This is a genomic window from Nonomuraea sp. NPDC050536, assembly GCF_044457685.1.
In the GTDB taxonomy this organism is placed as follows: domain Bacteria; phylum Actinomycetota; class Actinomycetes; order Streptosporangiales; family Streptosporangiaceae; genus Nonomuraea.
Genome location: NZ_JBITHD010000010.1, coordinates 288,154 through 304,115, shown reverse-complemented (window position 1 = coordinate 304,115; position 15,962 = coordinate 288,154). Strand labels below are relative to the sequence as shown.

Sequence of the window (15,962 nt, the reverse complement as noted above, 5' to 3'; positions counted from 1 at the left end):
GTGTCGCGCTGGTTGCAGGGACACGTTCGAGAGCATCTGTCTCGTGCCGCACGCGGTCAGCGTCACGCGGATCCGTGCCGAGGCACACTCCGACGTCTCACCCTTGGATGTCACACTTCGGCCGCGCGCCGAGTCTCAGAAGCATGAACCGAACGAGACGTGACGTGCTGGACGTGATCGGTGCGGGATTCCCGCGCACCGGCACCACCTCGATGAAGGCGGCGCTGGAACGGCTGGGCTTCGGCCCCTGCAACCACATGTTCGACCTGCTGAGCAACCCCGCCCAGCTCGACCGGTGGCTGACCGAGCCGCTCGACCCGGGCAAGGCCCTGGAGGGCTACCGATCGGCCCAGGACTGGCCGGCCAGCCACTTCTGGCGCGAGCTGGCCCTGGCCAGCCCCGAGGCCAAGGTCGTCCTGACCGTCCGCGACCCGCGCCGCTGGTACGCCAGCATGCAGATGCTCCTCACCAGCGGCCCCCTGCACATGCGCGAGCAGGACCTGCCCGAGGAGGCCGCCGCCCTCGCGACGGCCATGCGCAAGCTGGTCCCGTTGCTGGACGGTATCGGCCAGTCGTACTTCGGCGAGGGCTGGCACTTCACCGACGGTATGCCCGACGAGGGGGTCGCCGTGGCGGCGTTCCAGCGGCATGTCGCCACCGTCCAGGAGAGCCTGCCCGCGCACCGGCTGCTGGTGTTCGACGTGCGTGACGGCTGGGAGCCGCTGTGCCGGTTCCTCGGCGTCTCGGTACCGGTGGGCGAGCCGTTCCCGCACCTGAACGACTCGGAGGCGCTGCGACGGACCTTCGAGCACCTGATGGCCGGCGGCAACCTCTCCGCCCCGCCGGGGAGCGAGACTTAGAGCCCGCGCAGATAGGCGGCGTAGAAGACCGGGGCAACAAGGCGGGCACAGGCCCCAGTGATCATGTAGTTGCGACGCTCTGTGACCACTGGCGAGACCTGTGCCAGTCCTTTGTTTCAGGCGGCCTGCCTGGCCAGCCTGTGCAGGGTCCGCGCGGCAGGTGATCCGGGGTCGGCCGTGATCAGGACGACTTCCTGGTCATCCTCGGGTACGAGCAGGACGTCGCAGTTCAACCGCAGCGTGCCGGTCTCAGGGTGGTCGAGGGTCTTGGTGCGGTGCCCGGGGGCGTGGACCGGACGCGTCGCCCAGATCTGCCGGAACTCCTCGCTGCCGGCGTGCCCTCCCACTGCCTGGTACAGGCTGTCCTTGGCAGGGCGCCCACAACCAGGGAACCGTAGTTGCCATGAACGAACGCACAGCTCTGGTCACCGGTGCCAACAAGGGCATCGGCCAGCATATCGCCCGGCTGCTCGCCGCCGAGGGCCTCACCGTGTACGTGGGCTGTGCCGCTTCAAAATCCACGCATGGCACCTGACCTGGTGGTTGTCCCTGTGGCGATCAACCAAGCTTGAGCGCCTGCCGCTCGGCGGCAGCGCGAGTGTCGCGCCGCCGTCAGGTGGCGCGCAATAGTTCACGATCGTGCCGTTGTCCGATGCGCGCGGCCCCGGTAGGCCGTTGAGCCGAACCGGTGCCGGCCTTCCGTCGCAGGTTGGCGTACGGTGAGCCGCATTTCGGGATTTCGGGAGCCTCGCCCCACCCGCGAGGGCGGGCACGTAGACGCCCACCCGAACCTGCGCACGCGAGCCCTGCGATTGCCCGCCCCTTATCCCTCGGCGGGGATGTCCAGGGCCGTGCCGTACAGGCGTGAAACTCGGAGTCTGATCACTACGCGACGTTCGTTCACCAATTGCCGGAAGAAGGCGGTCTCCTCCGCAGGCTCCTCGAAGCCGGGGGTGAGCGCCAGCAGTTCCCTGCCGGTCGCGTCTCCTGGCTCCGTGGTCACCTCTGACACCTCCGCATCTCCCTCGGCGACGGCGAACGACCAGATGTCTGGCCCGTTCACGTGCAGGGCGAGGCGGGGGTTGTTGCGTACGTGACGCACCTTGAGCCGGTCGTTCGTGGTGGAGATCCGGATGATCCGCTCGACGGGGTCCCAGTGGTAGAGGACGGTGGACAGATGGGGGTGGCCGCTGCGCTTGACGGTGGCCAGCACGCCGAACTGCTGGTCGCCAATCAGGCGGGAGAGTTCCGCATCGGTGAGGATTCGCGGTGCGGGGCCGGAGCCCGTCTCGTTCTCGGTCATGTGAATCAGTCCCTCGCTGTGTTGGTTGAGAAAGTGGTCAGGCGGCCGGGCTGAGCTGGGCAGCAGGCTGGGCGGCGGCGTTCGGCTTGGGCTGGCGCAGGACGAGGAGCGCGACGGTGAAGGCGGCCGCGAGCAGGGCGGCGGCGATGGCGAAGGCCACGTGATAGCCACCGGTCAGCGCGCTCGCCTGCCCCTGGCCTGCGGCCAGCAACTGCTCAGTGCGGGTGGCTGCCAGAGTGGACAGGACGGCGACGCCGAAGGCCATGCCGATCTGCTGGGTGGTGTTGAACAGCCCGGAGGCCAGGCCCGCATCGTCGGCCTTGGCGCCGGACATGCCGAGCGCGGTCAGTGCGGGAAGCACCAGACCGCCGCCCGCGATGAGCAGCATCACCGGGAGCAGGTCAGTGACGTAGTCGGCGTGCACCGGGATGCGGGCCAGCCAGCCCATCGCCCCGAGCAGCAGCACCAGGCCTGTCAGCAGGACGGCGCGCTCCCCGAAGCGGGTGTTGAGCCGGGCCGAGACGAATAGGGATACCCCGCCGATGGCCAGCGCCGCAGGCAGCATCGCCAGGCCGGTCTTGAGCGCGCCGTAGCCGAGAACCTTCTGCATGTAGAGCGCGACGAGGATCTGGAAGGCGAACATGGCCGACAGCGTGAGGATCTGCACCAGGTTGGCGCCGGACACGTTGCGGGAGCGGAAGATCCGCAGCGGCATCAACGGCGCCTTGGCGGTCGCCTGGCGCAGGACGAACGCGGCCAGCAGGGCGAGCGACACCGCGCCGAGCCCGAGGGTGTGGGCCGCGAGCCAGCCGTACTGCTCGACCTTGACCACGGTGTAGATGCCCAGCATCAACCCGCCGGTGACCAGCACGGCACCGAGGATGTCGGCGCCGCCCACGAGTCCGGCCCCGCGGTCGCTGGGCAGTGCCCAGATCGCCAGGGCGATCGTGGCCAGCCCGATGGGCAGGTTGATCATGAAGATCCAGTGCCAGCTGAGCAGGTCGGTCAGGACCCCGCCCAGGACCTGGCCGATCGAGGCGCCGGCCGCGCCGGTGAAGCTGAAGACGCCGATGGCCTTCGCGCGCTCCTTGGCCCCAGTGAACAGCGTCACCAAGATGCCCAGCATGACGGCGGAGGCCATGGCACTGCCGACGCCCTGCAGGAATCGGGCCACGATCAGCATGCCCGGCCCGGTTGCCGCTGCGGCCAGCAAGGACGCTGCGGTGAAGACCGCGTTCCCGGCAAGGAACATGACTTTGCGGCCGATCAGGTCGCCCAGCCGGCCGGCCAGCAGAAGCAGCCCGCCGAAGGCGATCAGGTACGCGTTGACGGTCCAGCTGAGCCCGGCGGGCGAGAAGCCCAGATCCCGCTGGATGGCCGGCATCGCCACGGTCACGATGCTGCCGTCCAGGATTGTCATCAACATCGCGGCCGACAGCACGGTGAGTGCCAGCCAGCGCGATCGGGGTGCGGTATGCGACATGGGCCTTCTCCTGCTCCATAGAGACAGGAGGAACCGTAGCAGATAGTTCCGTTGCAGACGATCCGTTATGGATCTATTTACCCTTTCTGTCGAGCCCTCCGTACCGCTTGCGGCACCTCGACAGGGGTCGCCAGATGCCCGGTGACCAGGCGATTCATCGCACGAAGGAGCATCTCGCGCTCATCCTCCGGCAGCGCGCCCAAGGCCGCCTTGTGCACGCCGTCGACAATCTCCTGGCTTCTCCCGGCCACTTCCGCGCCCCTCGGGGTGACCGCGATGATCCGGGCTCGCCGGTCCGTGCTGGACGGGCGACGCTCGGCCAGCCCCGCCTTCTCCAGAGCGTCGACGGTGACCACCATCGTGGTCTTGTCCATATCGCCGATCTCGGCGAGCTGGATCTGCGTTCGCTCCTCCTCCAGGGCGTGAACGAGCACGCAGTGCATACGCGCTGTCAGCCCGATCCCGGCCAGCGCGGCCGCCATCTGGGTTCTCAGCGCGTGACCGGCATGGTCCAACAGGAACGACAGGTCCGGTTCGGTACGGGCAGGCGCCATGGCAGTCATACCTGCAGCCTAGCAACTAGTTCCATTCTGGATTATCTACTTCCTTCCCATATGGCGGCGAGAGGTGGCGCAGGTTCGTATCCGGTGCGGGATTCACGCATCCGACGCCGAATCCAGGGCGCTTGCGGTGAGAGTTCTTCGGCGAGAGCGAACCGAGGGTGGTTGCGTCGGCCGGACGTGGAGCATCTCACCAGACACGTCACCACATTCGCCAAGATGCTCATCCACCGCACCGGCAGCCAGGACCTGGAGGGCCGGCTGGCCGCCGTCGACGCCCTCCCGCACCTGCGGTCTTTCGCAGGCGGCCTCCGCCGCGACTACACCGCCGTCCTCAACGGCCTGTCCCTGCCCTACCCATCAGGCGCCGTCGAAGGCTGAAACTGCATACAAGTTACATGGAATCAGGCAGCTGGGATGATCATGTCCCTCCGGTCTTGTCACGTACTTGAGGGGCAGTGTTGGGCGTGGTGGGGGAGGAGAAGTGGCCGATCCTGGGGCGGCACGGAAGGGCGCTGAGTGGCTGCGCATTTGGGTTGATCTCGGTCGGGCGCCGCGGACGATCGATGCCTACGCGCGCGGGCTCGCGGAGTATCTGGTCCTGGCCGATTCCCGCAGATCTCCACGATGATGTCGTTGTCCTGCTGGTCGGGCCGCCGGTCGCGGTCGAGTGGTTCTCCCTGACAGCCCCGCTCGGCGTGTCCGACATATGGGCGGAACAGCGGGTGGCCGGGGTGGTGTTCATGACCGTCCCGATGGTGGCTCTCGCCCTGCTGGCCGTACGGCTGGCGTGGTGGGGAAGGAGCGCGGCGCGGGGGTCGCGGCGCGGGCGTGAGGATCTCACGCCCGATCGGTGCGCTCATAACTGGTTGACGCCCTGCCGAGGCTCCCAGACTGGACCTTGATCGCAATCCCACGCCGAGGAGATGTCATGGTCAGGGGTCCCTAGAGCTCAGCCGCTCGGCCTCGGCACGCCCCACCTCCGTGACTCGGCGCAGGATGTCGCCGAACGCCATGCCGGGGATCCGCCAGGCCTCGGAGTAGGCGGGCTGGGCGTCGAGCTTGAGCGCGACCAGGGCCGCCTGCGGTCAGCGGGGTCGGCCCGTACGACGAGGCCCGCCTTCTCCAGCCGGGTCGCGGAGCCGGGGGCAGCCCGGTCAATTTGCGATCTCGCCGGTGCTCAGTGGCTCGGGCTTCAGGCTGAGCAGGCCAAGGCACTGCAGGTCGGTGGGGTGCATGCCCAGGTGGTCGGCCATGGCCTGGTTGAACCGGGTCCATGCCGCGTAGTGACGCCTGCTTTCGGCATCGACCTGCTCCAGTAGTTCCGGTTTGTCTTGTACGCAACACCAACTCCGAAAGGAGGAAATCCCGTGACCACCCTCACCACCGCCCCGAAATCCCGCTGGGCCATCCTCGCCGTCATCCTCATCGCCGACGTCCTCGACCTGCTGGACGCCACGATCACCAACATCGCGGCGCCGACCATCGCCAGGGACCTGAACGGCGGTGAGGCGCTCATCCAGTGGCTCGGCGCCGGTTACGCCCTCGCCCTCGGCGTCCTGCTCGTGGTCGGCGGCAGGCTGGGCGACAAGTACGGCCGCCGCCGCCTGTTCCTCATCGGGCTCACCGGCTTCACCGTGGCCTCGGTCGCCTGCGGCCTGGCTGTCAACCCCGAGTCGATCATCGTCGCCCGGTTGCTCCAGGGATCCTTCGGTGCCCTGTTGATCCCTCAGGGCTTCGGCATCCTCGGCTCGGTCTTTCCCCGCGAGGAGATCGGCAAGGCCTTCAGCGCCTTCGGCCCCACGCTCGGGCTGTCCGCCGTCGCAGGGCCCATCCTCGCCGGGTTCCTCATCGACGCCGACCTGTTAGGTCTCGGCTGGCGCCCCATGTTCTTGATCAACATCCTGCTCGGCAGCGCCGCCATCATCGCCGCGCTGCGACTGCTGCCCCCCGACGACGGCGACCTGGCCGTCTCGGTCGACGGCGTCGGCTCGGGCCTGCTGGGCGCCGCCATGCTCGGCCTGCTGTACGGTCTGACCGACGGCTCGGCCCACGGCTGGACCGCCGTATCTTTCCTGTGCATGGCCGTCGGGCTTGTGTTCTTCGCCCTGTTCTGCCGCCGCCAAGTCACTGCGGCCAGCCCGCTGATCCAGCCGTCGCTGCTGAAGAATCGCGGTTTCACCTCGGGACTCGTCCTGGGGCTTGTGTTCTTCGCCGCCGTCTCAGGGCTGCTGTACGTGCTGTCGCTGTTTATGCAGAACGCTCTGGGTTACACGCCCACGCAGGCGGCCCTGGGCCTGGCGCCGATCGCGGTGGGCATCGTCATCGCCTCCATCGCGGGCTACCAGCTCATCGCCAAGCTCGGCCGCAACCTCATCTTCATCGGCCTGCTCCTCACCCTTGCGGGGACCGGCTGGCTGCTCACTCTCGACCCCACGACCGGCGGCTGGGTGCTCGCGCTGCCCGTGCTGCTCATCGGCCTGGGCATGGGCGCCTGCTTCGGCACCATCTACGACGTCACCATCGGCGACATCGAGCCCACCGAGGCCGGTAGCGCCAGCGGCTCCCTGGGCGCGGTCCAGCAACTGGCCAACGGCATCGGCGCCGCCGCCGTCACCACCGTCTACTTCCACACTGCCCCCGCGATGACCTCCAGTCTCCTGGTCGTCGTCGCCGTAGTCCTCGTCAGCTGCGCGCTCGTCTGGCTGCTGCCGCGCAACGCCCAGCCCCAGCATCACTAAGGAGTTTCCGAATGACCATCCTCGTCACCGGTGCCCGTGGCGCCGTCGCCCGCACCCTTGTCTCCCTCCTGCGCGAGCAGGGCCTCCAGGTCCGCACCGGCTCCCAGAAGCCGGAGGAGGCAGCGGGCGCCGTCCTGCTCAACCTGAAGGACCCAGCCACCTTCGCCGCCGCGCTGGAGGGTGTCACCTCGGTCTTCCTTTACGCCGAGTCCTCGCACATTGACGCCTTCGTCGCCGAAGCGACCAACGCCGGTGTCCGGCACATCGTGCTGCTGTCCTCCAGCTCCACCTTGTCGCCGGACGCCGCCGACAGTCCCCTCGCCAAGGACCACCTGGACGCAGAGAACGCCCTGATCGCCTCGCCCATCACCACCACGATCCTGCGCCCCGGCACCTTCGCGGGCAACGCGGCCTCGTGGTCCTGGCCCATCAAGTCCGGTGGCCCGGTGAACCTGGTCTACCCCAACTCCCATGTCGACCCGATCCACGAGGCCGACGTCGCCGAGTCCGCGTTCGCGGTCCTGACCAACCCCGAGCTGGCCGGTAAGGCCTACCTGCTGACCGGCCCGCGCTCGGTCACCTTCGCCGAGGAACTCGACCTCATCGCCGAGGCCATCGGCAAGCCCATCGTGGTCAACACCGTCAGCCGCGACGAGTGGAAGGCCGAGATGGCCGAGTACATGCCGGGCCACTTCGCCGAAGCCCTGCTCGACTGGTGGCAGACCAACGACAACGTGCCCGCCGAGATCACCCGCACCGTCGAGGAGCTCACCGGGCACCCGGCCCGCGACTTCGTGGTCTGGATCCAGGACCACGCGGCCGAATTCAAGAACTGATCTTGCGATACGGCGAGCCTTCCGGTGTCACGGGAGGCTCGCCGCCGGTTTGCGCAGCGGCACCTCGGCCCACAGCTCGAACGTCTCACCGGAGAACTCGACGCAGAGACGGCCGCCGACGTCGTGGAGCCGGTCGCCGAGATTGCCCAGTCCGGCGCCCGCGCCTTCGTCTTCGTCTTCGCTGGAGGGTCCCGTCGCCCCGTCGTTGGTGACGCGCAGCCGTACAAGATCGGGCTCTGTGTCCACCTCGATGCTGCACAGGCGCGGTTTGCTGTGGCGCAGGACGTTGGTGACTGCCTCCCGCACGACCATCGCCAGGGCGTGGTCCAGCTCGGGTGGCAGCAGGGCGGGGGCGGCGGTCACCCGGGACTCGACCCCGGCCGAGGTGAGCAGCGACCGGGCCCACCTCAGTTCCTCGGTGAGTGAGACCCGGGAGCCGGTCACGCTCAGCGCTTCGACCTCGCGGGCGGTGCGCCTGGCGAGGTCTGCCACCTCGCGCAGTTCCCGTTCGGCTCCCGTCCGGTCGTCGCCGAGCAGTTCCACGGCGAGCTGCGCCTTGATCAGCACGGCCGACAGGCTGGAGCCGATCACGTCGTGCATGTCCCTGGACAGCCGCAGACGTTCCCTGACCTGGGCCATACGGGACACCTCGGCGCGGGCATCCCGCAGCTCGACGGCGATGCGGGCGAACCGCGCGTGCCCGTAGACCCCCAGGCCGAACAGGAGTGAGGCAGCCGGGTAGTACGCGAACACCCCCAGGCTGGTGTCGCCGGTCATGGCGCTCACCAGCAGCGTATCGCCGGCGATGATGACCGCCAAGGACACCCAGGACCAAGGCGATGGCACCAGGAGCAGCATGGAGGCGCCGAGAAACGGCACGATCCCGATCCAGGCGCCTCCCTGGATGTAAAGCGCAGCGCAGACGAGCACTCCTTGCAGCGCAAGCGTCCATTTCCATGCCCTGGGCGGGCCGCCTGTCCCGGTGGGCAGGGAGTGGCGCAGTTGCAGCACGAAGAAGGCGGCGGCGCCCGCGAACGCGATCACGACGTTGGCCACTCCCGCCCGGTGGGTGATGGCGTAGTCCACGTCATACCCGATCGTCACGCAGAGCACGGCCGTGATGATCGCCCTGGCGAGTCGCGGCTCAGCGTCGCCCTGGTCGGCGGCCGTCACCTGGCCGACGGAAGGGGTGCTCCGATAGCGGGAGGCCGCCTCGCGCGCGTTGGCCAGGGTCCTGCTCGCGTCCGAGATGATCATGACTGCCTCGTTTCGCGCCCGGCCCAGGTGCGAGGCGACCAGCGTGGCCGCGTTCTCGCTGCGCCGCACGATCTCCGCCAGCTGCGCGGCCATCCGCTCGTGCAGGTCATCGATCATCATCAGGCGTTCGCGGGCGACGGCCATCCGTACCAGGTTCCGCCGGGCGCGATGCAAGCGGACGATCGCGTCGGCGAGCCGGGACATGCCGAACACCAGCAGGCCGCCGGTCGTGATCATGAACATGGCGTGCACGGTGATATGCCCGTCGAGGTGCAGGCGGGTGATGGCCGCCACCGTTCCCGCGGCCGTCAGGCCGTAGCCGAGCCACGACCACGGGGCTCGGAGCAACAGCAGGGTGGAGCCCGCCAGGAAGTCGGGCAGCACGGCTGCCGTGTCGCTGAGCAGGAAAGTGGGGGCGAAGGTGAGCAGCGCTTGGACGGACAGGGTCCAGAAGCGGTAGCGGGAGGTGAACCGGGCGAACCTGGGCAGCGAGTGGATCACTTGGATCACCAGCAGGACCGGCCGGATCAGGAGGTATTCCATGGAGGAGAGTAAGTAGCTCCACGAAGGGAGCGTCCAGAACATGTCCCGCACGTAGACCAGACCCAGCACGACAAGGAGCAGCAGGAGCGCCCGGCGTTCGGCGCGGTCACCCTCGGCGTCCTGCGTCACCCGGTCACAGCCAGCCGGACTCGGTGGCTATCCGGATGGCGTCGATCTGGTTGCGGGCGTTGAGCTTGGACACGATCGCGCTCAGGTAGTTGCGCACCGTGCCCGTGGAGAGGAAGAGTTGCCCGGCGATCTGGCTGGCCGAGGTCCCGGCGGCGGCCAGGCGCAGCACGTCGGTCTCGCGGGGGGTCAGCGGGTTACCAGGCAGGTCGAGCGCGGCCACGGCCAACTGCGGGTCGATCACCCGTTCGCCCCTGGACACCTTGCGGATCGCCTCGCCGAGTTCGGCGGGAGGAGCGTCCTTGCTGATGAATCCGGTCGCCTGGGCGGCGAGGGCGCGCCGGAGGTTTCCCGGGCGGCCGAAGGCGGTCACGATCAGCGTCCGGCACTCGGGGAGCTGTTCGCGCAGTTCGGCGGCCGCGGTCAGGCCGTCCATGCCGGGCAGTTCGATGTCGATGACCGCCACGTCGGGGCGGTGCTCCAGCGCGGCGGGGACGATCCAGTCGCCGGAGTGGACCTCGGCGACCACCTCGATGTCGGGCTGCCGTTCCAGTAGTGCGACCAGCGCGGCCCTGATCATGTGCATGTCCTCGGCCAGGAGTACCCGGATCACACTGCCTCCTGTCTGAGATCTCACCCGTGAATATCTCATGACTGGAGTCGTTATGTCGTACCTGTCCAAATGGTGTTTCATCGCCTAAGATCTGCAGTTTTCACCATGGCAGTCAGCAGGAATGACTCGTCCCATGTTGTGATGTCGAGGCGGCCGCCGGCGGCTTCGAGGCGTTCGGTGAGGTTGCCGAGTCCGGTGCCCTCTCGGCGCGGCGCGGTCACCCCGTCGTTGGTGATGCTCAGCCGTACAAGATCGGGACTGGAGACCATCTCGATCCGGCAGTGCTTGGCTTTGCTGTGGCGCAGGACGTTGGTGACGGCCTCCCTGACGACCATCGCCAGGGCGCGGTCCAGGTCGGGTGGCAGGTTGACGGCTGTGTCGATGTCGGTCTCGATGCCCGTCGAGGTCAGGATCGCCCCGGCCGAGACCAGTTCCTCGGCGAGGGAGATCCGGGAGTCGGCGTCGCTCAGCGTCGCGACCTCGCGGGCCGCGCGCCTGGCCAGACCCGCCACCTCGCGCAGCTCCCGCTCGGCCCCCGCCCGGTCGCCATCGAGCAGTTCCATGGCGAGCTGTGCCTTGACCAGCACGGCCGACAGGCTGGAGCCGATCACGTCGTGCATGTCCCTGGACAGCCGCAGCCGCTCCCCGACCTGGGCCATGCGGGCCACCTCGGCGCGGGCGGCCCGCAGTTCGACGGCCGTGCGGGCCAACCGGGCGGTGCCGTACATGGCCAGGCCGAATCCGGCGACGGCCTGCGGGTAGTAGGCGATGTTGACGAGAGAGTAGTGGCCGAGAGCGATCTCGACCGCCGCGATGCTCGCCGTAACGGCCCCGAAGAGCGCCCAGGACCACGGGGGCGGCATCAGCAGGAGCAGGGAGGCGCAGAAGAAGGGCACCATCCCGACCCAGCCGAGGTCGTCGACGAGGAACGTCGCGTAGGTGAGCCCGCCCTGAAGGCAGAGCGTCCACACCCAGCCCCTGGGTCGTCCGCCCCCGCTGACGGGCAGGGAGTGGCGGAGCTGGAGCGCGAAGAACCCGACCGCGCCCGCGAGCGCCGTGGCGACCGGAGCGGGGCCTGGGCGGTGGATGAGGATCCAGCTCATGTCGTACGTGATCGAGAGGGCGAGCAGGACCATGATGATCATCATGGCGAACCGCGGCTCCACGTCACGGGGGCCGACCGTAGGCGGCGGATCGAGGGAGGGTGACCGGCGGTAGCGGCTCGCCAGCTCGCGCGCGTCGGTCAGCGCGATCCTGGCGTCGGCGATGATCGCCGACGCGGCCAGCCTGGCGCGGCCCAGGTGGGAGGCGGCCAGCGCCGCCGCGGCCTCGCTGCGCCTGGCGAGCTCGGCGAGCCTGGACGCCGTCCGCCCATGGAGATCGCTGATCACCGTCAGGCGCTCGCGGGCGATGGCCAGTTTCACCAGGGCACGCCGTAGGCGGTGCAGACCGACGATCACGTCGGTGAGGCGCGAGATGCCGAAGACCCACAGGCCGCCGACCGCTGCGAAGATCACATAGTACGACAGGGTCAGCCCGTCGAAGTCGGAGTGGATGCCGATCGCGCCGACCCCCGCGACGGCCAGGCCGTACCCGATCCACGACCAGGGAGCCCGGAGCAGCAGGAGGCAGGAGCCTGCCAGGAAGCCTGGCAGGTTGCTGGTGTAGGAGCTGAGGAAGAACGGCGGCAGGAACGTGAGAACGGCCTGGACGGGCAGGGTCTTGAAGCGGTGGCGGGCGCGGAAGGCGGCGAAGCGCGGCAGCGAGTGGGTGAGTTGGAACGCCAGCAGGACCGGTCTGACCAGGAGGAGATTCACGGCGAGGGCCGGGCTCCACGAGTCGTAGGACTCGATCTGGCCCGTCATGTCCCTCAGGTAGGCGAGGCCCAGCACGACGAGGAGCAGCAGGACCGCCCCGCGTTCGGCGCGGTCACCCTCGGCGTCACCGGTCAAGCCGCCTCCAGCAGTCACCCGTGAATATCTCACGACTGAAGTAGTTATGTCGCAACTGTCCGAGTGGTGGCTCGTCGCCTCACACTGATCGCGATCCGCATTCCCAAGGAGTCGCGATGACCCCAGCCATCGCACGTATCGAGGAGACAGACGTGACCGGAGTCAGGACAGCACTTGTTGTCGGGGGCGGCATCGCCGGACCCGTGACGGCCGTGGCGCTGCGCAAGGCGGGCATCGAGGCGACGGTCTACGAGGCCCATCCGGCCGCCGCGGACGGGGTGGGCGCCGCGCTCATGGTGGCGCCCAACGGGTTGAACGCACTGGAGATCATCGGGGCGGCCCAGGTCGTGCGCGCCGTCGGCCAGCCGGTGCCCGGCATGGTCATGGGCGACGCCCGTGGCAACCGTTTTGTCGAGTCCCCGGGGCTGGACGGCCTGCCCGCCGGCCAGGCCATGGCCCGCTCGGACCTCTTCCGCGTGCTGCATGACCACGCGGTGGCCCAGGGCATCCGGATCGAGCACGGCAAGCGGCTCGTCGCCGCGGAGGAGACCTCTGACGACGTCACCGCGCACTTCGCCGACGGCACCACTGCCACCGCGGACGTCCTGATCGGCGCCGACGGCATCAGGTCCACGGTCCGCACGCTGATCGACCAGGACGCGCCAGGACCCGAATACGGCGGTGTGCTGAGCTTCGGCGGCTACGCCACCGGCAGCGGGGTGCGGCTCGAACCCGGCGTCATGTACTTCACCTTCGGCACCGCCTTCCTCGGTTGCTGGGGCGCGCCCGACGGCCGCATCGTGTGGTTCGGCAGCCTGCCGAGCCAGGAGCCGATGACGGTGGCCGAGGCCCGCCAGGTGCCGGCCGCCGACTGGCTGAAGCAACTGCGCGACCTCTACGCCGCCGACGCGCCCGCCGAGGCCCTTCTCCAGCACAGCGACCCCGAGACGATGTTCATCACTGGGCCGATGGAGATGATGCCGCCAGTGCCGCACTGGCACCGCGGCCGCATGGTGCTGGTCGGCGACTCGGCCCATGCGCCCTCGTCCAGCTCGGGCCAGGGCGCGTCGCTGGCCATCGAGAGTGCTATCGAGCTGGCCCGCTGCCTGCGCGACCTGCCCGACGCGCCGAGCGCCTTCGCCGCCTACGAGAACCTGCGCCGTCCCAGGGTGGAGGCCATCGCCGCGGCCGCGGCCAGGACCAACAAGCAGAAGGCGGGCGAGCAGGAGGCCGCCCCGCCGCTCGCGGCCTTTCCCACGGCGGAGCAGATGTTCGGCGCCGTGCAGCGCCACCTCATCGACTGGGACCAGACCGTCACCCCCTAACAATTGGCGTGACCTGCGGGTCGACCGAGGTGGCGGTCCAGGGCAAGATTAGTTTCTGTGTCTCTCCGTCTCCTGTATCTGGTCACGGTTCGGCTGGCTGGCGCTACTGGGCCGAAGTGAGATAGCCAAGAATGTCGAGATCATGGTGCTCAGGCATGAGGTGGCGGTGCTGCGGCGTCAGGTAGCCCGGCCGAGACCGGATCGGGCGATCCTGGCTGCGCTGGCGCGGTTCTTACCATCCGTCCTGCGCGCTCACCGGCTGATCACGCCTGGCACGCTGCTGGCCTGGCACCGCCGCCTGGTCCGACACGCTTGGACGTATCCGAACCGGCCCGGCCGCCCGAGGACGAGCAAGGAGATCCGGAACCTGGTCGTGCGCCTGGCGCGGGAGAACCCGGCCTGGGGATACCGCAGGGTCCACGGCGAGCTCGTCCGGCTCGGCTACGAGCGATCTAGGGCCTAGAGGACCATGTTCGAGAGTCGCAGACCGTAGGCGATTCCGCCCCCTGGAAGCCCCGAAGGGTGCTAGCGCTAGCACCCCTCCCCGCTAGCGCTAGCACCTCCGCTAGCAGCCCGAATGTGGATCTACCAGCGGGCTAGCACGCTAGCACTCTGACCTGCCTTAACCCGAATCAGGCGTGAAACGCGGGTTCCGCACCCCTCTTGGCGGCTGCTCACGCACGGTCACGGCGATCACTGGTTCAACACCGGCTTGCTGGCGGAACGGTTCGGCGCACGCGTCGTGGCGACCGAGGGAACGATCGGCCAGATGCACGTCAACGTCGCCGCGCGGCCGTTCGTCTGGGACAAGGTCTTCCCGGGCATTCCGGAGTCCCCGGTGACCGCGGTCACGGTGCCGGACAACCGGTTCACCCTCGAGGGCAAAGACCTCGCCATCGTCGAGGTCGGGTACACCGACACCGACGCAGACACTGGCGGACGCGATCGTCGAAGGCATTCGCCGTGCGGCATGACATCGGTAGAGTGATCGTATGAAGTCTTCGAAGACTATGGATACGGAGCGTGCCTCCGTCATCGGATGAGCGCGCCGGTGCGGGTGAAGACCCGCGACGATCTGCGCGGCCAACGTCGGCGCAAGGCCCACAGCTGCTGGGACCACCTGATCGCCGCTCCGCTGTGGCCCATGTACGGGGTCAATCTCGGAACTCTGCTACGCACCTGTGATGCCGTCGGTGCGTGCCTTGCGGTGCCACGTTATCCCTGGGTGCCAGAGGCGCTGGCCCGAGGCAATACCCTGAGACAGCCGGCCTGCGTCCACTACACCGCCGATCAGGTCTCCTGGCTGGCGCGCGAACGGGCCCGGAAGGACACCACGATCGTCGGCGTGGAGCTGGCGGACGAGGCGGTCCGGCTCGCCGACCTGCCGCCGGCCCGGGGCCGGACCGTCGTGGTGCTCGGGCACGAGCGGGAGGGCATCCCGCCGGACGCGCTCGGCCTGCTCGACGTCGCGGTGGAGATCCCGATGATCGGCACCGGCGCGAGCCTCAACGTGGCGGTCGCCGGGTCGCTGGTGCTGTACCGGCTGGCCGGGCTGGTGTGACGGAGGGGGCCGGAGCGCTCCGGCCGCCGCCCGGTCTCTCAGTTGTTCAGCTCTTGCACTCGTCTAGCCTGTGGTGGAATGCATAGTAGTTGTCGACGTACGCGCCGTAGACGTAGTAGTTGCCCCAGAGGTTGTACGAGCCGATGCGGTAATAATAGACCTCCGAGGTCCGATACCAGACGTTGCCCTGGTTGGCGATGTCCTCGCCCCGGATCCAGCAGATCAGGTAGACCTCGTCGGGGGTGTACAGGTCGTGGAACCCATGCTTGCCGCTCGTGCTGCTGGGTCCGTTGTAGATGCCGACGCCGTGACCGTCGTCCACTGTCTCCCAATCAGCAGTCCATGCGTTCGCGGTGCCGGCTGTTCCGAGCGTAATACCGAGCGCTAACGCGGCTCCACCGAGTGCGGAGGCGACTCGCCTACCTGTCTTGATCTTCACTTGGTTCCTCCTTGGATCTGCCCTACTGCCCTGCGCCCCAGTTCCGCCCGGCAGCGATCAAACGTTATGGACAGCCGTCCTCGCCGTGTCCTACGAGCAATGGTTTCTCTAGACCATTTCACCCCGTCGAGCAGGCCGCCCCATGCCGACCTGCACGTTCACCCGGCCCGGACCTCTAGACCAACCGAATTACACGAAACGCAGGTCCGTACACTCCCGGCATTGGAATCCTCCTGCAGGGAGTACCGCTCCAGGTATCGGGAGGCGTCGTGTGGAACAGCGGGGCACGGGTCCGGTCCCCGAGTTGACCGAGTTCATCGCTCCACTCGGGGAGTTGCGGCTGTGGGCGGGAACGCCGTCCAA

17 protein-coding genes are annotated in these 15,962 nt (G+C 68.5%); 9 read left to right on the top strand and 8 right to left on the bottom strand.

Going from position 1 to position 15,962, the window contains the following annotated elements; all coding sequences use genetic code 11:
• Positions 1-167 precede the first annotated feature (167 nt).
• A complete protein-coding gene (locus ACIBHX_RS27865) occupies positions 168-860 on the top strand; it encodes a sulfotransferase family protein (protein WP_397070270.1) in 693 nt (230 codons plus the stop codon).
• Positions 861-976: 116 nt separating this feature from the next.
• On the opposite strand, the gene ACIBHX_RS27860 is transcribed toward ACIBHX_RS27865, so the two are convergent.
• Entirely contained in the window at positions 977-1,207 is a 231-nt protein-coding gene (locus ACIBHX_RS27860; protein ID WP_397070216.1) for a hypothetical protein, read from the bottom strand.
• A 56-nt stretch (positions 1,208-1,263) separates the two neighbouring features.
• On the opposite strand from ACIBHX_RS27860, the gene ACIBHX_RS27855 reads away from it, so the two are divergent.
• The gene (locus ACIBHX_RS27855) at positions 1,264-1,395 is read left to right on the top strand and encodes an SDR family NAD(P)-dependent oxidoreductase (RefSeq protein WP_397070215.1); all 132 of its coding nucleotides are present in this window, start codon (positions 1,264-1,266) and stop codon (positions 1,393-1,395) included.
• Between the two features lie 288 nt (positions 1,396-1,683).
• Here the strand turns inward: ACIBHX_RS27855 and ACIBHX_RS27850 are convergent, their stop codons facing one another.
• The 3 genes from ACIBHX_RS27850 to ACIBHX_RS27840 all read right to left on the bottom strand — a co-directional run bounded on the left by ACIBHX_RS27850 (position 1,684) and on the right by ACIBHX_RS27840 (position 4,209).
• Positions 1,684-2,163 carry a PPOX class F420-dependent oxidoreductase gene (locus ACIBHX_RS27850; RefSeq protein WP_397070214.1) on the bottom strand — a complete coding sequence of 160 codons (480 nt, stop codon included), beginning with the start codon at positions 2,161-2,163 and terminating at the stop codon, positions 1,684-1,686.
• Positions 2,164-2,200: 37 nt separating this feature from the next.
• Complete coding sequence (locus tag ACIBHX_RS27845; RefSeq protein ID WP_397070213.1) at positions 2,201-3,646, bottom strand: MFS transporter; 1,446 nt, start codon at positions 3,644-3,646, stop codon at positions 2,201-2,203.
• Between the two features lie 77 nt (positions 3,647-3,723).
• Complete coding sequence (locus ACIBHX_RS27840; RefSeq protein WP_397070212.1) at positions 3,724-4,209, bottom strand: MarR family winged helix-turn-helix transcriptional regulator; 486 nt, start codon at positions 4,207-4,209, stop codon at positions 3,724-3,726.
• 216 nt (positions 4,210-4,425) lie between these two features.
• On the opposite strand from ACIBHX_RS27840, the gene ACIBHX_RS27835 reads away from it, so the two are divergent.
• The 3 genes from ACIBHX_RS27835 to ACIBHX_RS27825 all read left to right on the top strand — a co-directional run bounded on the left by ACIBHX_RS27835 (position 4,426) and on the right by ACIBHX_RS27825 (position 7,783).
• On the top strand, positions 4,426-4,587 hold the full coding sequence (locus tag ACIBHX_RS27835; RefSeq protein WP_397070211.1) for a hypothetical protein: 162 nt from the start codon (positions 4,426-4,428) through the stop codon (positions 4,585-4,587).
• A 989-nt stretch (positions 4,588-5,576) separates the two neighbouring features.
• Positions 5,577-6,947: a DHA2 family efflux MFS transporter permease subunit gene (locus ACIBHX_RS27830; RefSeq protein ID WP_397070210.1), complete on the top strand. Its 1,371-nt coding sequence runs from the start codon at positions 5,577-5,579 to the stop codon at positions 6,945-6,947.
• An 11-nt stretch (positions 6,948-6,958) separates the two neighbouring features.
• Positions 6,959-7,783 (top strand): NAD(P)H-binding protein, encoded by an 825-nt coding sequence (locus ACIBHX_RS27825; RefSeq protein WP_397070209.1) that lies wholly within the window; start codon positions 6,959-6,961, stop codon positions 7,781-7,783.
• Between the two features lie 27 nt (positions 7,784-7,810).
• Here ACIBHX_RS27825 and ACIBHX_RS27820 read toward each other — a convergent pair whose 3' ends face one another.
• The 3 genes from ACIBHX_RS27820 to ACIBHX_RS27810 all read right to left on the bottom strand — a co-directional run bounded on the left by ACIBHX_RS27820 (position 7,811) and on the right by ACIBHX_RS27810 (position 12,274).
• Positions 7,811-9,712, bottom strand: a complete 1,902-nt coding sequence (locus ACIBHX_RS27820) for a histidine kinase (protein ID WP_397070208.1) — start codon at positions 9,710-9,712, stop codon at positions 7,811-7,813.
• A 4-nt stretch (positions 9,713-9,716) separates the two neighbouring features.
• Positions 9,717-10,322, bottom strand: coding sequence for a response regulator transcription factor (locus ACIBHX_RS27815; RefSeq protein ID WP_397070207.1), 606 nt, complete (start codon positions 10,320-10,322; stop codon positions 9,717-9,719).
• Positions 10,323-10,399: 77 nt separating this feature from the next.
• Positions 10,400-12,274 (bottom strand): histidine kinase, encoded by a 1,875-nt coding sequence (locus ACIBHX_RS27810; protein ID WP_397070206.1) that lies wholly within the window; start codon positions 12,272-12,274, stop codon positions 10,400-10,402.
• Positions 12,275-12,390: 116 nt separating this feature from the next.
• Between ACIBHX_RS27810 and ACIBHX_RS27805 the strand changes: the two genes are divergently transcribed.
• The 4 genes from ACIBHX_RS27805 (at position 12,391) to ACIBHX_RS27790 (ending at position 15,160) form a co-directional block, all read left to right on the top strand.
• Complete coding sequence (locus ACIBHX_RS27805) at positions 12,391-13,599, top strand: FAD-dependent monooxygenase (protein ID WP_397070205.1); 1,209 nt, start codon at positions 12,391-12,393, stop codon at positions 13,597-13,599.
• Positions 13,600-13,741: 142 nt separating this feature from the next.
• The gene (locus tag ACIBHX_RS27800) at positions 13,742-14,062 is read left to right on the top strand and encodes a hypothetical protein (protein ID WP_397070204.1); all 321 of its coding nucleotides are present in this window, start codon (positions 13,742-13,744) and stop codon (positions 14,060-14,062) included.
• Between the two features lie 168 nt (positions 14,063-14,230).
• Positions 14,231-14,587, top strand: coding sequence for an MBL fold metallo-hydrolase (locus tag ACIBHX_RS27795; RefSeq protein ID WP_397070269.1), 357 nt, complete (start codon positions 14,231-14,233; stop codon positions 14,585-14,587).
• Positions 14,588-14,638: 51 nt separating this feature from the next.
• Positions 14,639-15,160 (top strand): TrmH family RNA methyltransferase, encoded by a 522-nt coding sequence (locus ACIBHX_RS27790; RefSeq protein WP_397070203.1) that lies wholly within the window; start codon positions 14,639-14,641, stop codon positions 15,158-15,160.
• Positions 15,161-15,206: 46 nt separating this feature from the next.
• Here the strand turns inward: ACIBHX_RS27790 and ACIBHX_RS27785 are convergent, their stop codons facing one another.
• On the bottom strand, positions 15,207-15,599 hold the full coding sequence (locus ACIBHX_RS27785) for a hypothetical protein (RefSeq protein ID WP_397070202.1): 393 nt from the start codon (positions 15,597-15,599) through the stop codon (positions 15,207-15,209).
• Positions 15,600-15,962: the final 363 nt, after the last annotated feature.

Bases quoted from the DNA above. Each gene is read 5' to 3' on its own strand.
- ACIBHX_RS27835 (WP_397070211.1), top strand. From the start codon at position 4,426: ATGCTCATCCACCGCACCGGCAGCCAGGACCTGGAGGGCCGGCTGGCC.
- ACIBHX_RS27800 (WP_397070204.1), top strand. From the start codon at position 13,742: ATGGTGCTCAGGCATGAGGTGGCGGTGCTGCGGCGTCAGGTAGCCCGG.
- ACIBHX_RS27825 (WP_397070209.1), top strand. From the start codon at position 6,959: ATGACCATCCTCGTCACCGGTGCCCGTGGCGCCGTCGCCCGCACCCTT.
- ACIBHX_RS27805 (WP_397070205.1), top strand. From the start codon at position 12,391: ATGACCCCAGCCATCGCACGTATCGAGGAGACAGACGTGACCGGAGTC.
- ACIBHX_RS27790 (WP_397070203.1), top strand. From the start codon at position 14,639: ATGAGCGCGCCGGTGCGGGTGAAGACCCGCGACGATCTGCGCGGCCAA.
- ACIBHX_RS27855 (WP_397070215.1), top strand. From the start codon at position 1,264: ATGAACGAACGCACAGCTCTGGTCACCGGTGCCAACAAGGGCATCGGC.
- ACIBHX_RS27850 (WP_397070214.1), bottom strand. From the start codon at position 2,163: ATGACCGAGAACGAGACGGGCTCCGGCCCCGCACCGCGAATCCTCACC.
- ACIBHX_RS27845 (WP_397070213.1), bottom strand. From the start codon at position 3,646: ATGTCGCATACCGCACCCCGATCGCGCTGGCTGGCACTCACCGTGCTG.
- ACIBHX_RS27840 (WP_397070212.1), bottom strand. From the start codon at position 4,209: ATGACTGCCATGGCGCCTGCCCGTACCGAACCGGACCTGTCGTTCCTG.